Origin of the sequence: Paenibacillus filicis, from assembly GCF_038070315.1 — a bacterium.
In the GTDB taxonomy this organism is placed as follows: domain Bacteria; phylum Bacillota; class Bacilli; order Paenibacillales; family NBRC-103111; genus Paenibacillus_G; species Paenibacillus_G filicis.
Window position 1 is genome coordinate 48,228 of the sequence record NZ_JBBPCC010000010.1, and the last position, 13,674, is coordinate 61,901.

At 50.3% G+C, this 13,674-nt stretch carries 13 protein-coding genes and 2 pseudogenes; 8 read left to right on the forward strand and 7 right to left on the reverse strand.

All coding sequences use genetic code 11. The features are described from left to right. Positions 1-91 precede the first annotated feature (91 nt). Positions 92-394: pseudogene (locus WMW72_RS16245) on the reverse strand (transposase); the annotation flags it as partial. Positions 395-957: 563 nt separating this feature from the next. Here WMW72_RS16245 and ltrA point away from each other — a divergent pair. After that, entirely contained in the window at positions 958-2,250 is a 1,293-nt protein-coding gene (ltrA, locus tag WMW72_RS16250; protein WP_341416566.1) for a group II intron reverse transcriptase/maturase, read from the forward strand. 98 nt (positions 2,251-2,348) lie between these two features. On the opposite strand, the gene WMW72_RS16255 is transcribed toward ltrA, so the two are convergent. The 5 genes and pseudogenes from WMW72_RS16255 to WMW72_RS16275 all read right to left on the reverse strand — a co-directional run bounded on the left by WMW72_RS16255 (position 2,349) and on the right by WMW72_RS16275 (position 4,426). Further along, positions 2,349-2,873 carry an IS3 family transposase gene (locus WMW72_RS16255; protein ID WP_341416567.1) on the reverse strand — a complete coding sequence of 175 codons (525 nt, stop codon included), beginning with the start codon at positions 2,871-2,873 and terminating at the stop codon, positions 2,349-2,351. Positions 2,874-2,893: 20 nt separating this feature from the next. Then, positions 2,894-3,214, reverse strand: a complete 321-nt coding sequence (locus tag WMW72_RS16260) for a helix-turn-helix domain-containing protein (RefSeq protein WP_341416568.1) — start codon at positions 3,212-3,214, stop codon at positions 2,894-2,896. Between the two features lie 117 nt (positions 3,215-3,331). Next, complete coding sequence (locus WMW72_RS16265; RefSeq protein ID WP_341416569.1) at positions 3,332-3,577, reverse strand: helix-turn-helix domain-containing protein; 246 nt, start codon at positions 3,575-3,577, stop codon at positions 3,332-3,334. Positions 3,578-3,741: 164 nt separating this feature from the next. Further along, positions 3,742-3,849, reverse strand: a pseudogene (locus WMW72_RS16270) (purine-nucleoside phosphorylase); the annotation flags it as partial. 121 nt (positions 3,850-3,970) lie between these two features. Beyond that, a complete protein-coding gene (locus tag WMW72_RS16275) occupies positions 3,971-4,426 on the reverse strand; it encodes a hypothetical protein (protein WP_341416570.1) in 456 nt (151 codons plus the stop codon). A gap of 104 nt (positions 4,427-4,530) precedes the next feature. Here WMW72_RS16275 and WMW72_RS16280 point away from each other — a divergent pair, with 104 nt between their 5' ends. Beyond that, positions 4,531-5,028, forward strand: a complete 498-nt coding sequence (locus WMW72_RS16280; protein WP_341416571.1) for a hypothetical protein — start codon at positions 4,531-4,533, stop codon at positions 5,026-5,028. A gap of 221 nt (positions 5,029-5,249) precedes the next feature. Here WMW72_RS16280 and WMW72_RS16285 read toward each other — a convergent pair whose 3' ends face one another. Then, positions 5,250-5,666: a GNAT family N-acetyltransferase gene (locus WMW72_RS16285; protein ID WP_341416572.1), complete on the reverse strand. Its 417-nt coding sequence runs from the start codon at positions 5,664-5,666 to the stop codon at positions 5,250-5,252. Positions 5,667-5,853: 187 nt separating this feature from the next. Here WMW72_RS16285 and WMW72_RS16290 point away from each other — a divergent pair, with 187 nt between their 5' ends. The 6 genes from WMW72_RS16290 to WMW72_RS16315 all read left to right on the forward strand — a co-directional run bounded on the left by WMW72_RS16290 (position 5,854) and on the right by WMW72_RS16315 (position 13,654). Next, positions 5,854-6,192: a BlaI/MecI/CopY family transcriptional regulator gene (locus tag WMW72_RS16290; RefSeq protein WP_341416573.1), complete on the forward strand. Its 339-nt coding sequence runs from the start codon at positions 5,854-5,856 to the stop codon at positions 6,190-6,192. Positions 6,193-6,240: 48 nt separating this feature from the next. Further along, a complete protein-coding gene (locus WMW72_RS16295; protein ID WP_341416574.1) occupies positions 6,241-8,484 on the forward strand; it encodes a M56 family metallopeptidase in 2,244 nt (747 codons plus the stop codon). Positions 8,485-8,745: 261 nt separating this feature from the next. Next, positions 8,746-10,329, forward strand: a complete 1,584-nt coding sequence (locus WMW72_RS16300) for an S-layer homology domain-containing protein (RefSeq protein ID WP_341416575.1) — start codon at positions 8,746-8,748, stop codon at positions 10,327-10,329. Between the two features lie 207 nt (positions 10,330-10,536). Continuing rightward, positions 10,537-11,826, forward strand: coding sequence for an extracellular solute-binding protein (locus WMW72_RS16305; RefSeq protein ID WP_341416576.1), 1,290 nt, complete (start codon positions 10,537-10,539; stop codon positions 11,824-11,826). 81 nt (positions 11,827-11,907) lie between these two features. Beyond that, positions 11,908-12,792 (forward strand): carbohydrate ABC transporter permease, encoded by an 885-nt coding sequence (locus tag WMW72_RS16310; protein WP_341416577.1) that lies wholly within the window; start codon positions 11,908-11,910, stop codon positions 12,790-12,792. 16 nt (positions 12,793-12,808) lie between these two features. Next, a complete protein-coding gene (locus WMW72_RS16315) occupies positions 12,809-13,654 on the forward strand; it encodes a carbohydrate ABC transporter permease (RefSeq protein WP_341416578.1) in 846 nt (281 codons plus the stop codon). The last annotated feature ends 20 nt before the right edge of the window (positions 13,655-13,674 follow it).

The following is a 13,674-nucleotide window of genomic DNA, read 5'->3' on the forward strand; positions in this document are numbered from 1 at the left end:
CGCTACCACCATCATAGAACGACCATAAAAATAGGCCAACCAGAAGTTTTGAACTGCTCCCCGTCAAGTAGACAGTGCAAAAAATAAAGATCTATGAAGCGGCCTTAGCCCTGAATTCCATGGGACTGAGGCCGTCTAGTTTTTTCTGCAATCGCTCGTAATTATAGAAGTGAATATAATCATCAATGGCGTTCTTCAACTGGTCAAAGGTTTGGTATTTATGTAAATGGTACTTCTCACATTTCAACGTTCCCCAAAAAGATTCCATTGGACCGTTATCCATGCAACGTCCAACTCGGGACATGCTCTGCTTCATTTTAGCTTTGTCCACCATTCGCTTAAAGCCTTGAGATGTATACTGGAAGCCCCGGTCGCTATGAAGGAGCGTTTTGCTCCTTGGCGCTGCCTTAGCGCCAACTTTAATGTTTTAGCGTGCCCAGCTAAGCACGCATCTTCTAGCCGGTGAAAGTCCGGTCGCGGGAAGAGCCAAGTCCCCGCGTAGCTTGGATACTTGCGTATGGAGAAATCTGTGCGTAAGAGCGTATCGACAAAAGTACCTGTCAGAGACAGGGCGAGCAACCCACCAGGCCGTAACATCAAGTGAATCCTGCCGCGTCGTCAAAAAGGCCTCGCAAGAGGGACAAGAGGAAGCCGAATCCCGTGGAACTGGATGAAGGCCATGGAAGTTACGAAGAACTTGGAGCGGTAACGAAGAATCCTCCGGCGTATGGGGAATGGCATGGTAGGAAAGAAGATGCAGTGAACTGGGGAGACCCTCCCCTGCACGGGATTTTTTTGAAACCGTAAAGAGACGATCTATAAGCCAGAAAAGGTGAAGTGAGCCGTCTGCAGGAAGGGAGTCCGAGGGGTGAATAGTACCGAAGAACGCAGGACAACACAACCTGTGGGAGGGAAGGCGCCCTGCTTTGTTCATGTTACTTAAGGAGGTACGAGTCAGTGAATGCCAAACGGCTAACGACACCAAAGGAAAACGTTCAACAACTCCAAGAGAAACTAGGTCATGCGGCCAAGGAAAGTAAGAAGCGAAGATTCCATGCGTTGTACGACAAGGTCTACCGAATGGAAATCCTGTGGGAAGCTTGGCGCAGGGTGAGAGCAAATAAAGGAGCGGCTGGCATCGACGGAGAAACGCTAGTTGACATTGAAAAGCAAGGAGAGCATATCTTCCTGCACGAATGCCATCGGCTCCTGAAAGAAGGCGATTATCACCCACAGCCCGTCCGGCGGAGATACATCCCGAAGAAAGATGGAAAACAAAGACCACTCGGGATTCCAACCATTCGAGACCGCGTCATACAGATGGCAACAAAGCTGGTCGTGGAACCGATCTTTGAAGCGGATTTTCAGGAAGCCTCATTCGGATTTCGACCGAAGCGAAGCGCGAAGGGAGCGCTGGACCGTATCCGAAAAGCATGCAACCGCAAAGGGAATTGGGTGGTCGACGTCGACATCCAAGGTTACTTTGACACCATCAATCAAGAGAAGCTGATGAAGCTGGTGGGAATGCGAATCAGCGACAGACGTATCCTGAAACTGGTGCGAAAGTGGTTAAAGGCGGGAGTTATGGAGGAAGGGATGGTGAGGCGGTCGGATTTAGGAACGCCACAGGGCGGGGTCATCTCACCGCTCTTGGCAAACATCTATCTGAATTACCTCGACATCCTGTGGGAGAGACATGGCAGCGGGACCGGAGAACTGACGCGATACGCGGATGACTTCGTCATCGTGTGTAAGACAAGGAAAGACGCAGATCGAGCATACGAACTTGTACGCACGATCATGGAGCGTCTGGAACTTACGTTACATCCGACAAAAACCCGAATCGTGGGCCTTTGGACGGGAGAGGAGGGTTTCGACTTTCTCGGTATGCACCATCGCAAGACGAAAGCTGAAACGTCCAAGGGGAACGTGTACTACACCACCCAACAATGGCTAACCCGAAAGGCAGAAGAGCGCATTCGGGAAGTGGTAAAGAAAAGATTGGCGCCGCCGAGGATGCGACATAAGACATTCCAAGAGCATGTAGAATGGCTGAACCCCAAAATACAGGGCTTGCGAAACTATTACTACACGGCCTACAGTCAATCGAAGATGGCGAAGCTGGATTGGTACATCGTACAACGGCTGTCAAGATGGTATGCGAAGAAGCGACAACGCTCACGATGGGCGAGCTCGGTCCGCGAGGTCAGGTTCCTGGCGACACAGTATGGACTCAAAACGCTATTGTAATCCGCATGCCCATGAATGACGAACATCGGAAAGCCGTATGAGGGAAAACCTCGCGTACGGTTTGATGAGGAGGGGCTGATAATTTTCAGCCCTTTACTCTAGAACACGAGCGGATTATTATTGGAATGCCCCAGCACATAAGAAATAATCGATTTATCATGAAGGTCGAGAATTGCGCTTAAATAGGCTTTCTGACCGTTGCCGTACTTCAATTCAGTGACATCTGTTAGCCACTTCTCATTCGGAGTTTCCGCTTGAAACTGACGGTTTAATACGTTTTCAGCAACATGTTGCGGCGTAGCATACTCATATTTCTTTTTCTTCCTATGGATGACGGATTGTATCCCTTGTATCTTCATCAGGCGGTACACACGTTTGTAGTTCATCTGTTTTTCGGTTTTCCGTCTCAGGTGTAGCGTTAATTGACGGTAGCCGAAGATGCCTTCAACCTTCTCATGCAACGCCATCATGACTGCCGTCAGCTCCTGGTTCTCCAACTGGCGTTGGCTAGGCTTGTGATGGAGCCACTTATAGTAACTTGACCTTGGAATCCCTGCAACCTTGCACAGAAGCTGTATGCTAAGCGATTCTGCCTGCTGCACGGATTGGATCGCGAGGTACATGTTTTCCTGTCGATGCCCGCTTAGCGACGCCTCCTTTGAAGTTCCTGTAACTTTTTTAAGAAAGCATTCTCCGCTCGTAAACGCTCATTTTCGTACTCCAGTTTCTTCATGGCGAGCTTTTGCTGATCGGCCTCGGTTAACTCTTCAGGTGCCTTCGTGCGTCCTCTGCCGTCGCGCAAAGCATCCTCGCCACTTGTATCGTACTTCTTTACCCATCCATAAACTTGCTGATAAGAAACGTGATACTTTTCTACTGTTTTGTGATAGTTTCGATCTTGCGAAAGGCAATACGTGACGATGTCCATTCGTTCTTCCCAAGTCGTTGTCCGTCCCTTTGTCATAGTGGCTCCGCCCCCGTTCTTGTACGGTCTTAAACCGCTATGACTATTATACTTCTTAATCCAGTTTCGGAGTTGTGTACGGCTTGCTATACGATACTTCTTTAGGATCTCATTCTGTCAGTACTTTCCAGATAAATAATCTTGAACAGCCTGAAGTTTAAGTTCCATAGAGTAGCTCTTATTCTCTGCACGAAATGCCAACCCTTCGACTCCGTACAGTTCATAACGACGTCGCCACTCCTTCAAAGTACTGACGTTAATGTTATATTTACAGGCGATCTCACTTCGTGATCCCCATCCTGCTTCATACTCCTTCAGAATCGCTAATTTGTCTTCCCCGCAGTACTCATTTATTTTCGACATGAAAAAACTCCCCTTTAGGTAGAAAGGTTTTATTATTTCACCTGTCTACCTAAAGGGGAGCATATCAGTTTCTGGCTGACCTAATAATACGAAAACCTCGGTTTATGAAAACCTGGAAAGTAGTCGTGATGGATGAAATCCATTTTTAGCTACAACGACCTCACCTAAAGCTCAACCTGCCGCTGTACCAGCTCAATGAATATGCGTTTCGCTACGGCGACGACCTGCTCATGCGTCAGCAACTCGAGCTCTTCGCCGATCGCCATGTCGGTAAAAGATTTAGGATATCAAAATTTCTTCAATCACAAACCTTCACCATGGCTTACTAATAGTAAGTTATAGGTTTTATAGTTCAATGAGTGATACTTCTGGATAAATTTCAAAGTAAAATCTTTATCTCTTTGGAGTCAGCGTTTCTCCCTTATCAGGATCAGTGTTTATACGTACAAACCAACTTCCTCCATTCAAAACGGTTGTAAAGGGGACCTTCTCAAATTCTTTTTTTCCATCTGTAAAATCTATAAAAACTTTAAAAGACTGGTCATTTATTTTCTCGGATTGATTAATCTTTACCTGAGAGATATTCGATCTTTTTACACTTTCAACAAATTTATCTTTATCTGGACGATTATTAGGATCAAGCATTTTATATGCGTCTTCTCCATTTTTATCTGATATTGCCTTCCAATAATTACTTACAATCCTTTCCGATTCTAACTTAGAAGTTTCACCTGTGTCTTGCCTTGAAACCTTATCAGAGGCATAATTTTTTGAATTAGAGCAACCCGTATTAAGCACAGCGCCGCCACATAAGAATACACTTAAACTTAACAATATTATTTTTTTCATATATTCCCTCCAATAACATTTATTTACAATAATTTATATGATAATATTCACCATAGCACTACTAACCATATTATACCAAAAAAAAATAATAGGAGGAAAGTTTTATGGACAAGATCAAAAAAATTCTATTTTCTTCTTTAGTTGCCTTGGCAACTTTACCAAGCACTGCCTTTGCAACTACCCCGCCACCGCCTGGAACCCCTGTTACTGAGGGAGAAGGGACTGCTATTATTTATAATAAATTCGAATCAAATGGAATAGTGAAACCATTATACAGCAGTAATTATTTGTGGTCAGCTAATATAGAAGCGACCAATCATTATCAAATCAACAAAAATATTACTTTATCTAGTGGTTATTCTGGAATTACTATCTACACTCTTGGTCAGAAAAACGGCTCAACAAACAATACGACTTATTCGGTTGGGGTAGATGAGTGGCGGTTTTTTGGAGGCTACTATTATACAGTTGAAACAAAAGAATTCACTTACAACACAACTCAAACAACAACGTATTGGAATCTTTCAACAAGTACACATTACAGAGTTCACATTTGGGGAGCAGTAAAAGGCAATGTCGATGTCTACGAAGCTACACCGTAAACAGCAATAATTCTTGGAATACGTAAGGGGCTGTCCCAAAAGCCATGAAAATGGCTGGGGGACACCTCTTTTCAATTTCTCACAACTAAAAGAAACCGTTTCTTCGTAAAATGGAAGTTCGATCAACCATTTACGAAAGGAACGGTTTCTTTGTGCACTCGATGTGCTCGAATCGCCTAGTCACCCCTTGCTTTAGAGGCTTATTTTCTGCCAAGACAAGGTTACCGGAGGTCCTTCTTGAAATAATAATGCTGGAAGCCTTGCGGAGCATCTTCGAGTACCCCGAATTCGCTATACCCGTGCTTCCGGTAAAAGTCGGGCGCCTGGAAGCTGAAGGTATCCAGCTTAATCAAGGTACAGGCCTTCTCCCTGGCAATCTGCTCGATCTGCTGCAAGAGGCGTGAGCCGTAGTTCTGTCCCCGCAGAGATTCATCCACCCACAGGATATGGACCTCGACCCAGTTCCAGCATAGAGCGGCCAGCAGCCCACCGACCACCCGGCCGTCCTCGGCCTTGATAGCAAGGTTGATCGGTTCGTAACGTCCAGGGGCATGCTGCGCATTGAACTTGATCAATTGGTTACGGATATATTCGCCCTCTTCCGGCGTCCCTTGCACAATAGGCATAATATCTGTCATAGCTTCGGCTCCTTGCTCTTTTCTTCATACTATACCACCGAATAAACAGGATAAAGTTGACAATTTACTTTTACACTTGTAATATTGTCGTATGAGTATGTTATTACAAGTGTAAAAGTAAATAGGGCAAGGGGTGAATACAGTGACACAAGCTATTCCGAGGATATCGGAATCGGAGTGGGAGATCATGAAGGTAATCTGGAGGCAGCATCCGGTTACGGCTGAACAGATCGTGGCCGAGATTCCTGCTGAGCACGAATGGAGCGACCAGACAGTTCGAACCTTTATCAACCGATTGGTGAAGAAGCAGGCGATCGGGTTCGAGCGGACGGGACGCAGCTACAGCTATTATCCGCTCGTATCGGAACAGGAATGTGTAAAGGCCGAGAGCAGTTCCTTTATCAAGCGTGTATTTGGCGGAGCGGCCAACCTGATGGTTACGAACTTCTTGGAGCATACCGATCTGTCCGAACAAGAAATCGAACAGCTTCAGCAGATGCTGAAAGACAAACAAAAGAAGGGATAGGCATCCGCAGCCTAAGGAAGCGGGAGGCTTATCTCCAAGAGGTATACGATGGATATGATTGAGATCGCATTCCGATGGTTCCTGCAGACGACGCTGGCAGCCAGTGCAGTTGCGCTGCTGGTCATGGTGATCGCCAAGCTATTCGGCTCTCGCATCAGCCCCCGGCTGCGGCACGCGCTGTGGCTGATCGTGCTGGCGAGACTGCTGCTGCCGGCCGTTCCGGCCAGTCCGGTCAGCCTGTTTCAAGTGCTGCAGATGGACCATCCTGTGAAGAGCCTGCTGGCCTCTATGCACTCCCTGACCTCAGGCTCTTCCCGGCAGGAGGCCCCGCCCGGCTCCGTCGACTTGGAGGTCCCGACAGATGTCCGTTATCTCTACGCCAATCTGGGAGAGCAAGGTGTGACGCTGGAGGAGGGGCCGAATCCGGCAGTCCCTGCTGGGAAGGAAGAAGGCGTCCTCCTCAAGAGCGCAGCGTTGATCTGGCTCGCCGGAGCTGTTGCCCTGACGTTGGTTATGATAGTGCGTATGTACAGGATCGGCAAGAGCTTCCGTATGTTCAGACAAGTCACCGACCCGAGGCTGCTCTCCATCGTAGAGGAAAGCCGGAGAAGTCTTCATCTGCGCAGGCGGGTTCCCGTCTATACGGGAGAGGATGCTTCGGCGAGTCCGTTCTTATTCGGGCTTATTCGTCCGAAAATCTATATTCCCGAGAGTTTGAACCGAGAGCTCAGCCAGGAAAGGCTAGCCCACATCGTCTCCCACGAGCTGGCTCATGTCAGACGATGGGACGCCCTCTGGAACTTGCTTGGAGGGCTGGCGCTTGCAATCCACTGGATGAACCCGCTGGTCTGGCTGTGCGTCAAGCGGATGAAGGAGGACCGGGAGCTGGCTTGCGATGCTTGTGTCTTAGAGACGCTGGGGGAGAACGAGGCGGTGCCGTATGGTATGACGATGATCGAGATATTAAAGAGTCATTCCGCCGAGCGCAGCCGTCCGCATGTGCTTCATTTCTTCGGGTCGAACCATTACCGCCAGATTAAGGAGCGAATTCGGATGATTCATGGATTTAAGAAAGGGTCTTACAAATTATCGCTATTGGCTATAGTCGGGATGCTCGCTCTAAGCGCGGCGACACTAACCAAGGCGGCCGATCCGGTTAAGCGAAGTGTGCCGGATAGCTACGCGGGCGGAACGTCGGCATCGGACAACAAGCTGTTGTTTGATAATGAGAAGTCACGGAAATATGATAATCTGGATAAAGCGGTGCTGGTCGCCGGCTTCAGCTTCAAAGTCCCCTACGAGCTCCCGGAGCGTTATAAGCTGCGAGAGGTCGGGCTAAAGCGTGACTCGCAGGATGGGTATTGGCGTGAAGTCCGAATCGACTTCAATCAAGGTAAGGGAAATAAAAGCACGGGGAGATTTGCGTTTTATGCTGTCGACGACGGTGAGGGGCTGGAGGCTGCTTATGCCCGTATTGAGCAGGAGGAGCAGCGCTTCGCGAAGGACATCCCGAGATCGGTCACCCTTACGAAGGAGTCCTGGAATCCAAACGGCTTGAACGGGCTATTGATCAAAGTTACCTTTGGGAAGGCCGAGAAGCGGTACTACCTGTGGCAGGAGGCTGGAGTCCGGTACCAAGTCGGTCCGGGCGATATAACCGAAGCCGATGTTCTCCGGTTGGTCGCGTCCATGAAGACGCCGAGTCTGCCGATGGGCGAGGCGTATGTGAGCGACACGCTGCTCGTCGCGCCGATGTACGATACTGATGATATCCAGCGAGCCAGCGCTTCGATGGGCATTGCCCCCAAGTTTCCGCTGCGTGTACAGGGGCAGTTCCAGGCGGCGAGCGCCATGGGTACCAAGATGGTGAACTTCCGTCATCCGAAGGACGATGAGGATTACCAGAGAAAGGTGCTGTCGATTAGATACAGTCGTATTGTGGAGAGCCAAGAAGGCGTACAAAGCTTCAGCTTCCGGCAAATTCAGAATAACGGCATCTTCGAGGAAATCCGCAGCAGCGGTCACGTTGCCTTCCAGCGGATCGACGGACAGCCCTTCCAGGTGAAGGTGAATGCCGTTTCATTGGCTGGACAGGAGGTCTACCGGACGGAGCCGTACAAGATCGATGAGGCGCTTAGCGGTTCGACTGAACCCGATGTCTACAGCTATTTCTGGAAAGAGAACGAGGTTTGCTATCTCGTGGAGTTCAGCCGGGACGGAGGCAGTCAGATGGATGAGATTGTAGCCTCTCTGATCCGGGAGCAGCCTACAGATATCAGTCGCTTGAATTGAAAAGCAGGCTTGAACGGAGAACCAAGAGCGGCCCGCCCCAGCGGGTTGTTCTTGGTTCTATTCATTTCCCCCAAAAAACACGCCACGTATTGATCTTGTTCGGCCAGCGCGACAAGATCTGTGAACTTATGCGCACAAATCGGGGCAAGCCATTTACCAGAGGAAGAAAATAGGGTATCGTTACCATGCTGTGTTCCGGATTTCCTAATCTGACTTGGATGGAACTCATAGAATATTATGGATCAGAGGAAGCGTGTAGCTATGAATGAACAACAAACGAAGATTAAGAAATGGATCAATTACCAACGATTTGCGTCAGGACTGATGCTGCTCGCTCTAGCCGCGATCCTCATTGCACCGGCTGATGCAAGAGCAGACTCGTTCACCGATTTAACCGGCCATTGGGCCGGGAGTGTGGTGGAAACAGCGATAGCCCAACACTTTATTCAAGGCTATGAGGATGGGACCTTTAGGCCCGACCATGAAGTTACCCGAGCGGAAGCGGCCGGCATGCTCAGTCGTGTCACCCGGCTGAAAGGGCCGGACAAGGCGTCCGACCCTTTCCCCGGGCTGGACAAGCATTGGAGCCGCAACGAGGTCAGCAAGCTGGCTGGGCTAGGGTTCATCTCGAGCGCGGATTATCCACAGGGCTTTCAGCCGGACGCTCCCGTCTCACGCTTTGAAATCATGAAGTGGATGGCGACGGGCCTGGCGCAAGCCGATACGGGGTTCAGGCAGGCGCTTCAGGACACGGTACATACACTGCTGCCTACGCCCGAAATCTACAAAGGCGGGGTCGAGCCTGAACAGATTCCTTACCTAGCGGTCGCCAAGGGAGCCGGCTTGATCGATGGCTTCGACGACGGGTCTTTCCGTCCGAACGGCACGGCTACCAGAGCCGAGCTGGCTGCTATTCTTCTCCGCTATGCGCGTGTGGAAGGCAGCAGGGCGGAGGATTATCAGGCGCTGAACGAGCTGCGTGAGGTCGGTCTGACCGGGACGAATGCAATTAGCTTGACGCCGTACCGATATCTGAAGAAATCAACCACTGACGAGCAAGGCGTGTACCTACCGGAATACATCAAGATGATGGGCATCGGCCTGACGAGGAAAAGCGACTTCGATTCATTGAAGCCTTATTTGGACAATCCGGATACGGGTATTTATTTTTATTCGGATGATCATCCGGAGCAGCCCCGCTTTGTCCCGCTGAAAGACTTGAAGACAACGATCAAGGAGGCTGTGCTGGAGGGGGAACAGCAGCGGGAATCGATGTATCTCGGGCCGGGCCATCCCAAGGACATGTCCATCGAAGACGTGAAGCTGTACTTCCAGCACCGGTATATCCATCTTAAAGTGGATGACGAGCTGGTGCCCTATACCAGCTTTGCCAACATCACCGATCGCCCGATCACGGCGGGAGACTTGGCGGTCCTGACCCTGCACCGAATGATCTTCGTAGAAGTGCCAGCAGGGGAAAGTCCGAAGGGCGTGTACGCTTCCTTCTTTATGGATGGAGGCGAGCCCTGGATGAATGGACATACGGAAGGAATCTATCTGATCTTCAAGGAAACAACGATGAAGGTACTGGACAAAACGATGGATCTGATGGAGTTTTACAACGCTCCCGGCCGTGCGAGAGGCAACGGACTATTATTCCTGAACCGTATCCCACTAGATATTGCGGCTAAGAAAGGGTTCACTACTATTCCTGATTCACACCGGAGCTTTTTCGTTCAAGGCAGCGAGAACCGGTTTTGGTCTTATAACTCCTTCCCCATGACGGATAACCGCAGCCTTATCATAACGACAGACTCCGGAGACCGTGTCTGGATGAGCAAGTAAAACAGGACGCCTCCAGCATAACCCGAGAACCAAGAGTAGACCGCCCCGGCGGCCTGCTCTTGGTTTTTTCGCATAGATGGAACGGGCAGGAACAAAATATTTACGAGTCGGCCCAAAAATATTCCATTCATTTTAAGGAAAGCGGTCCTTATAATTTGAACTGTAGCCAAACAAACCTGACATCAACTCAAGTAGGGGGATCTCCATATGAAACATAAAAAGAAAATCGTGCTGCCGTTATTGATCAGCAGCAGTGCACTCGTATTCTCGGCTTGTGGCAGCAACGGTGCCAATCCGGCGGCAGAGGGCGGACAGAAGCAGACCCAAGAGGGCGGCGCGCTGACACTCTGGATGTTCGATACGACCGATTATATCAAGCCGGCGGCGGAAGCCGTCGCCAAGGAAATGAACGTCAAGCTCAACTACGAGTTCATCAACCCGGAAACGTACAAAACGAAGATCAAGGTAGCGGTGGCAGCCAACGAGCTGCCGGATATCTTCGGACAATACAACGGCCGCTCCGAGCGCGACCTGATCCTGAACTCCAAGATGGCCGCCCCTCTGAACGATGCGCTGAAATCGACGGGACTGGAATCCAAGTTCCTGGACGGCCGGTTGATCAAGGAAGCCGACGGCAATATTTATTCGTTGCCTTACCGTCCGGAGCAGTCCGAAGTGCTGGTCTATAATAAGAAGCTGATGGCCGACCTGGGGCTCCAGCCTCCCAAGACCTGGGATGAGCTGCTGAATGTCATCAAAGCGGCGAACGCCAAGAACGTCATTCCGATCGCGCTGGGCGGCAAGGACCGCTGGCCGGGGGACTTGCTCTACAACACGCTCGTGCTGCGTGAAGATCAGGAAGCTTACGCCAAAGCACAGAAGGGCGAAGGTAAGTTCACGGATAAGCCATTCGTCGATGCGGCGGAGAAAGTGATCCAGCTGGCCAAGGAGAAGGCGTTCCAGCCGGGCTTCCTCGGCAATAGCGACCTCGAGGCGCGTGAGATGTTCTACAGCGGTAAAGCGCTGATGGTGATGAACGGCTCGTGGGTATTCGCCAAGGCGATTCCAGCGCTCGGAGATAACCTCGGCTATGTGAAGTTCCCGCAAACCGGAGCGGCCAAGGATCCGTTCCTGTCTAACACCGGTGACCGAAACAACGCTCCATACGGGATTTTCGTCAATGTTCAATCCAAGCAGCAGCAGAAAGCCAAAGAGTTCGCGATCCGCTATTCCTTGATGATCAACGACGAGCTCGTCAAATCCGGCCAGCCTTCGTTCGCCAACACGGACGTGAAGCCGACCCAGAAGGTGAATGAAGCCTATGCCCAATACCTCGAGGACTTCAAAGGCTACAAGTTCATCCAGACGTATTGGTACGATACGGTAGCTGCGGCCGTAGGCGATGAATACCGCGACCTGAACCAGAAGCTGTACACCGGCACGCTCTCCGCGGCCGACTTTACCCAGAAGATGGAACAGATCATGAGAAAAAAATAAATAAATGAAGCGAGAGAGGCACATATACCTCGTGTGTAAGTGCCTCTTTCCTTTGGGTCAGAGGGTTAGGGAGGAGATTACATGGAGAAAGCTTTATCGAACCGCTGGGTGCTGAGTTTGTTTTTGCTGCCCGGGATGCTGTTATTCACCGTATTTTTTATTTATCCAGTAGCCCAAACGGTGTACTACAGCCTGCATAACTGGGATGGAGTCACCTCCATGAGATTCATTGGGCTGGACAATTATGTGAAGATGTTTACCGACGATCCGAACTTTAAGACGGCCTTCGTCAATGGCTTGGTGTTCGTGTTCTTCGCCTTGCTCTTCCAGCTGCCGGCTGCGTTCATCCTAGCCTTGCTCGTCTCGAGAAAGGTCAAGGGCAGCAAGTGGTTCCGCAACATTTATTTCTTCCCGGTCATCATGTCTACCACGATGGTGAGTCTGATGTGGGGCAAGATGTTCGATCCGACCATCGGTCTGATCAACAGTATCCTGCGTTCGATCGGCCTGGAATCCTGGGCGCAGCTATGGCTGGGAGACAGCAAGACCGCGCTCTTCGCCGTCGCATTCGTCCTCGTCTGGCATCATATCGGCTACCATATGCTGATCATGTATGCAGGCATCCAGAGCATTCCCGAGCAGATCTATGAGGCAGCCAAGCTCGACGGGGCTTCCGGCCTGCGGGTCATCTGGCACGTGACGATCCCCTTGCTGGCGGACGTATTGAAGGTCGATGTCGTGCTCGCGGTAGTCGGCTCGCTCAAGGTATTCGAGCAGGTCTACGTGATGACGGGCGGCGGACCGGACAACAGCACGACGGTCATCGCACTGCGTATGTTCCAGGAAGCCTTCCTGAAAATGAACTTTGGTTACGGAAGCGCGTTAGCGGTATTCCTGGTCATCCAATGTATGGGTATTGCCTGGATCATCAATAAACTATTTGCCAGAAGTGTCGCGCGATTGTAGGAGGAAGTGATACAATATGATGAGTAAAAACAGAAGCGCAACCAAGCTGACTTCGTATATCGTATATGGCATCATGCTTGTGATCGCAGTCATACAACTGGTTCCACTCGCTTGGCTAGTGTTGATTTCATTTAAAAATAACTCCGAAATTCAGGTAGGCAGCATCTTCAGCCTGCCCAAGGAATGGCTGTTCTCCAACTATGCGTCCGCCTGGGTTCAAGGCCAGGTCGGCGATAACTTCGTCAACAGTGTGATCGTAGGCGTCGTCACTGTATTTTTTGTCCTCTTGCTCAGCTCGATGATGGCCTACGGCCTGACTCGGCTCAGATTCAAGTATAACAATGTATTGCTGCTGATCTTACTGGCTGGGGTTATGGTTCCGATTCATGCCACGCTGGTACCGCTTTTCTTACTACTGAAAAATCTCGGGCTGCTGAAGACACAATTGGCGATCATCCTGCCGTACATCACGACAAGCATCCCGATTGGGATATTTATTCTGTCGAGCTTTCTGCGGGGCTTGCCTAAGGAGCTGGAGGAGGCCGCGTTTATCGACGGCTACGGCATTATCCGCTCCTTCTTCCAGGTCATCGTACCGCTGCTGAGACCTGCGCTTGCTTCAGTCGGCATCTTTACGTTCCTCCATGTGTGGAACGAGCTGCTGATGGCAGCCACCTTTATCCAGAAATCCTCCCTTCGTACGCTTCCGCTCGGACTCATGAATTTCAGCGGGGAGTATAGTGTGGAGTGGGGACCGTTATGTGCGGCGATGCTGATCTCCACGATTCCTCTGATCCTGATCTACATTTACTTCAGTGAGCAGATGGAGAAGAGCTTCACAGCGGGTTCGATTCTGAAGTAGTTCATCCAGCGTGACCATAA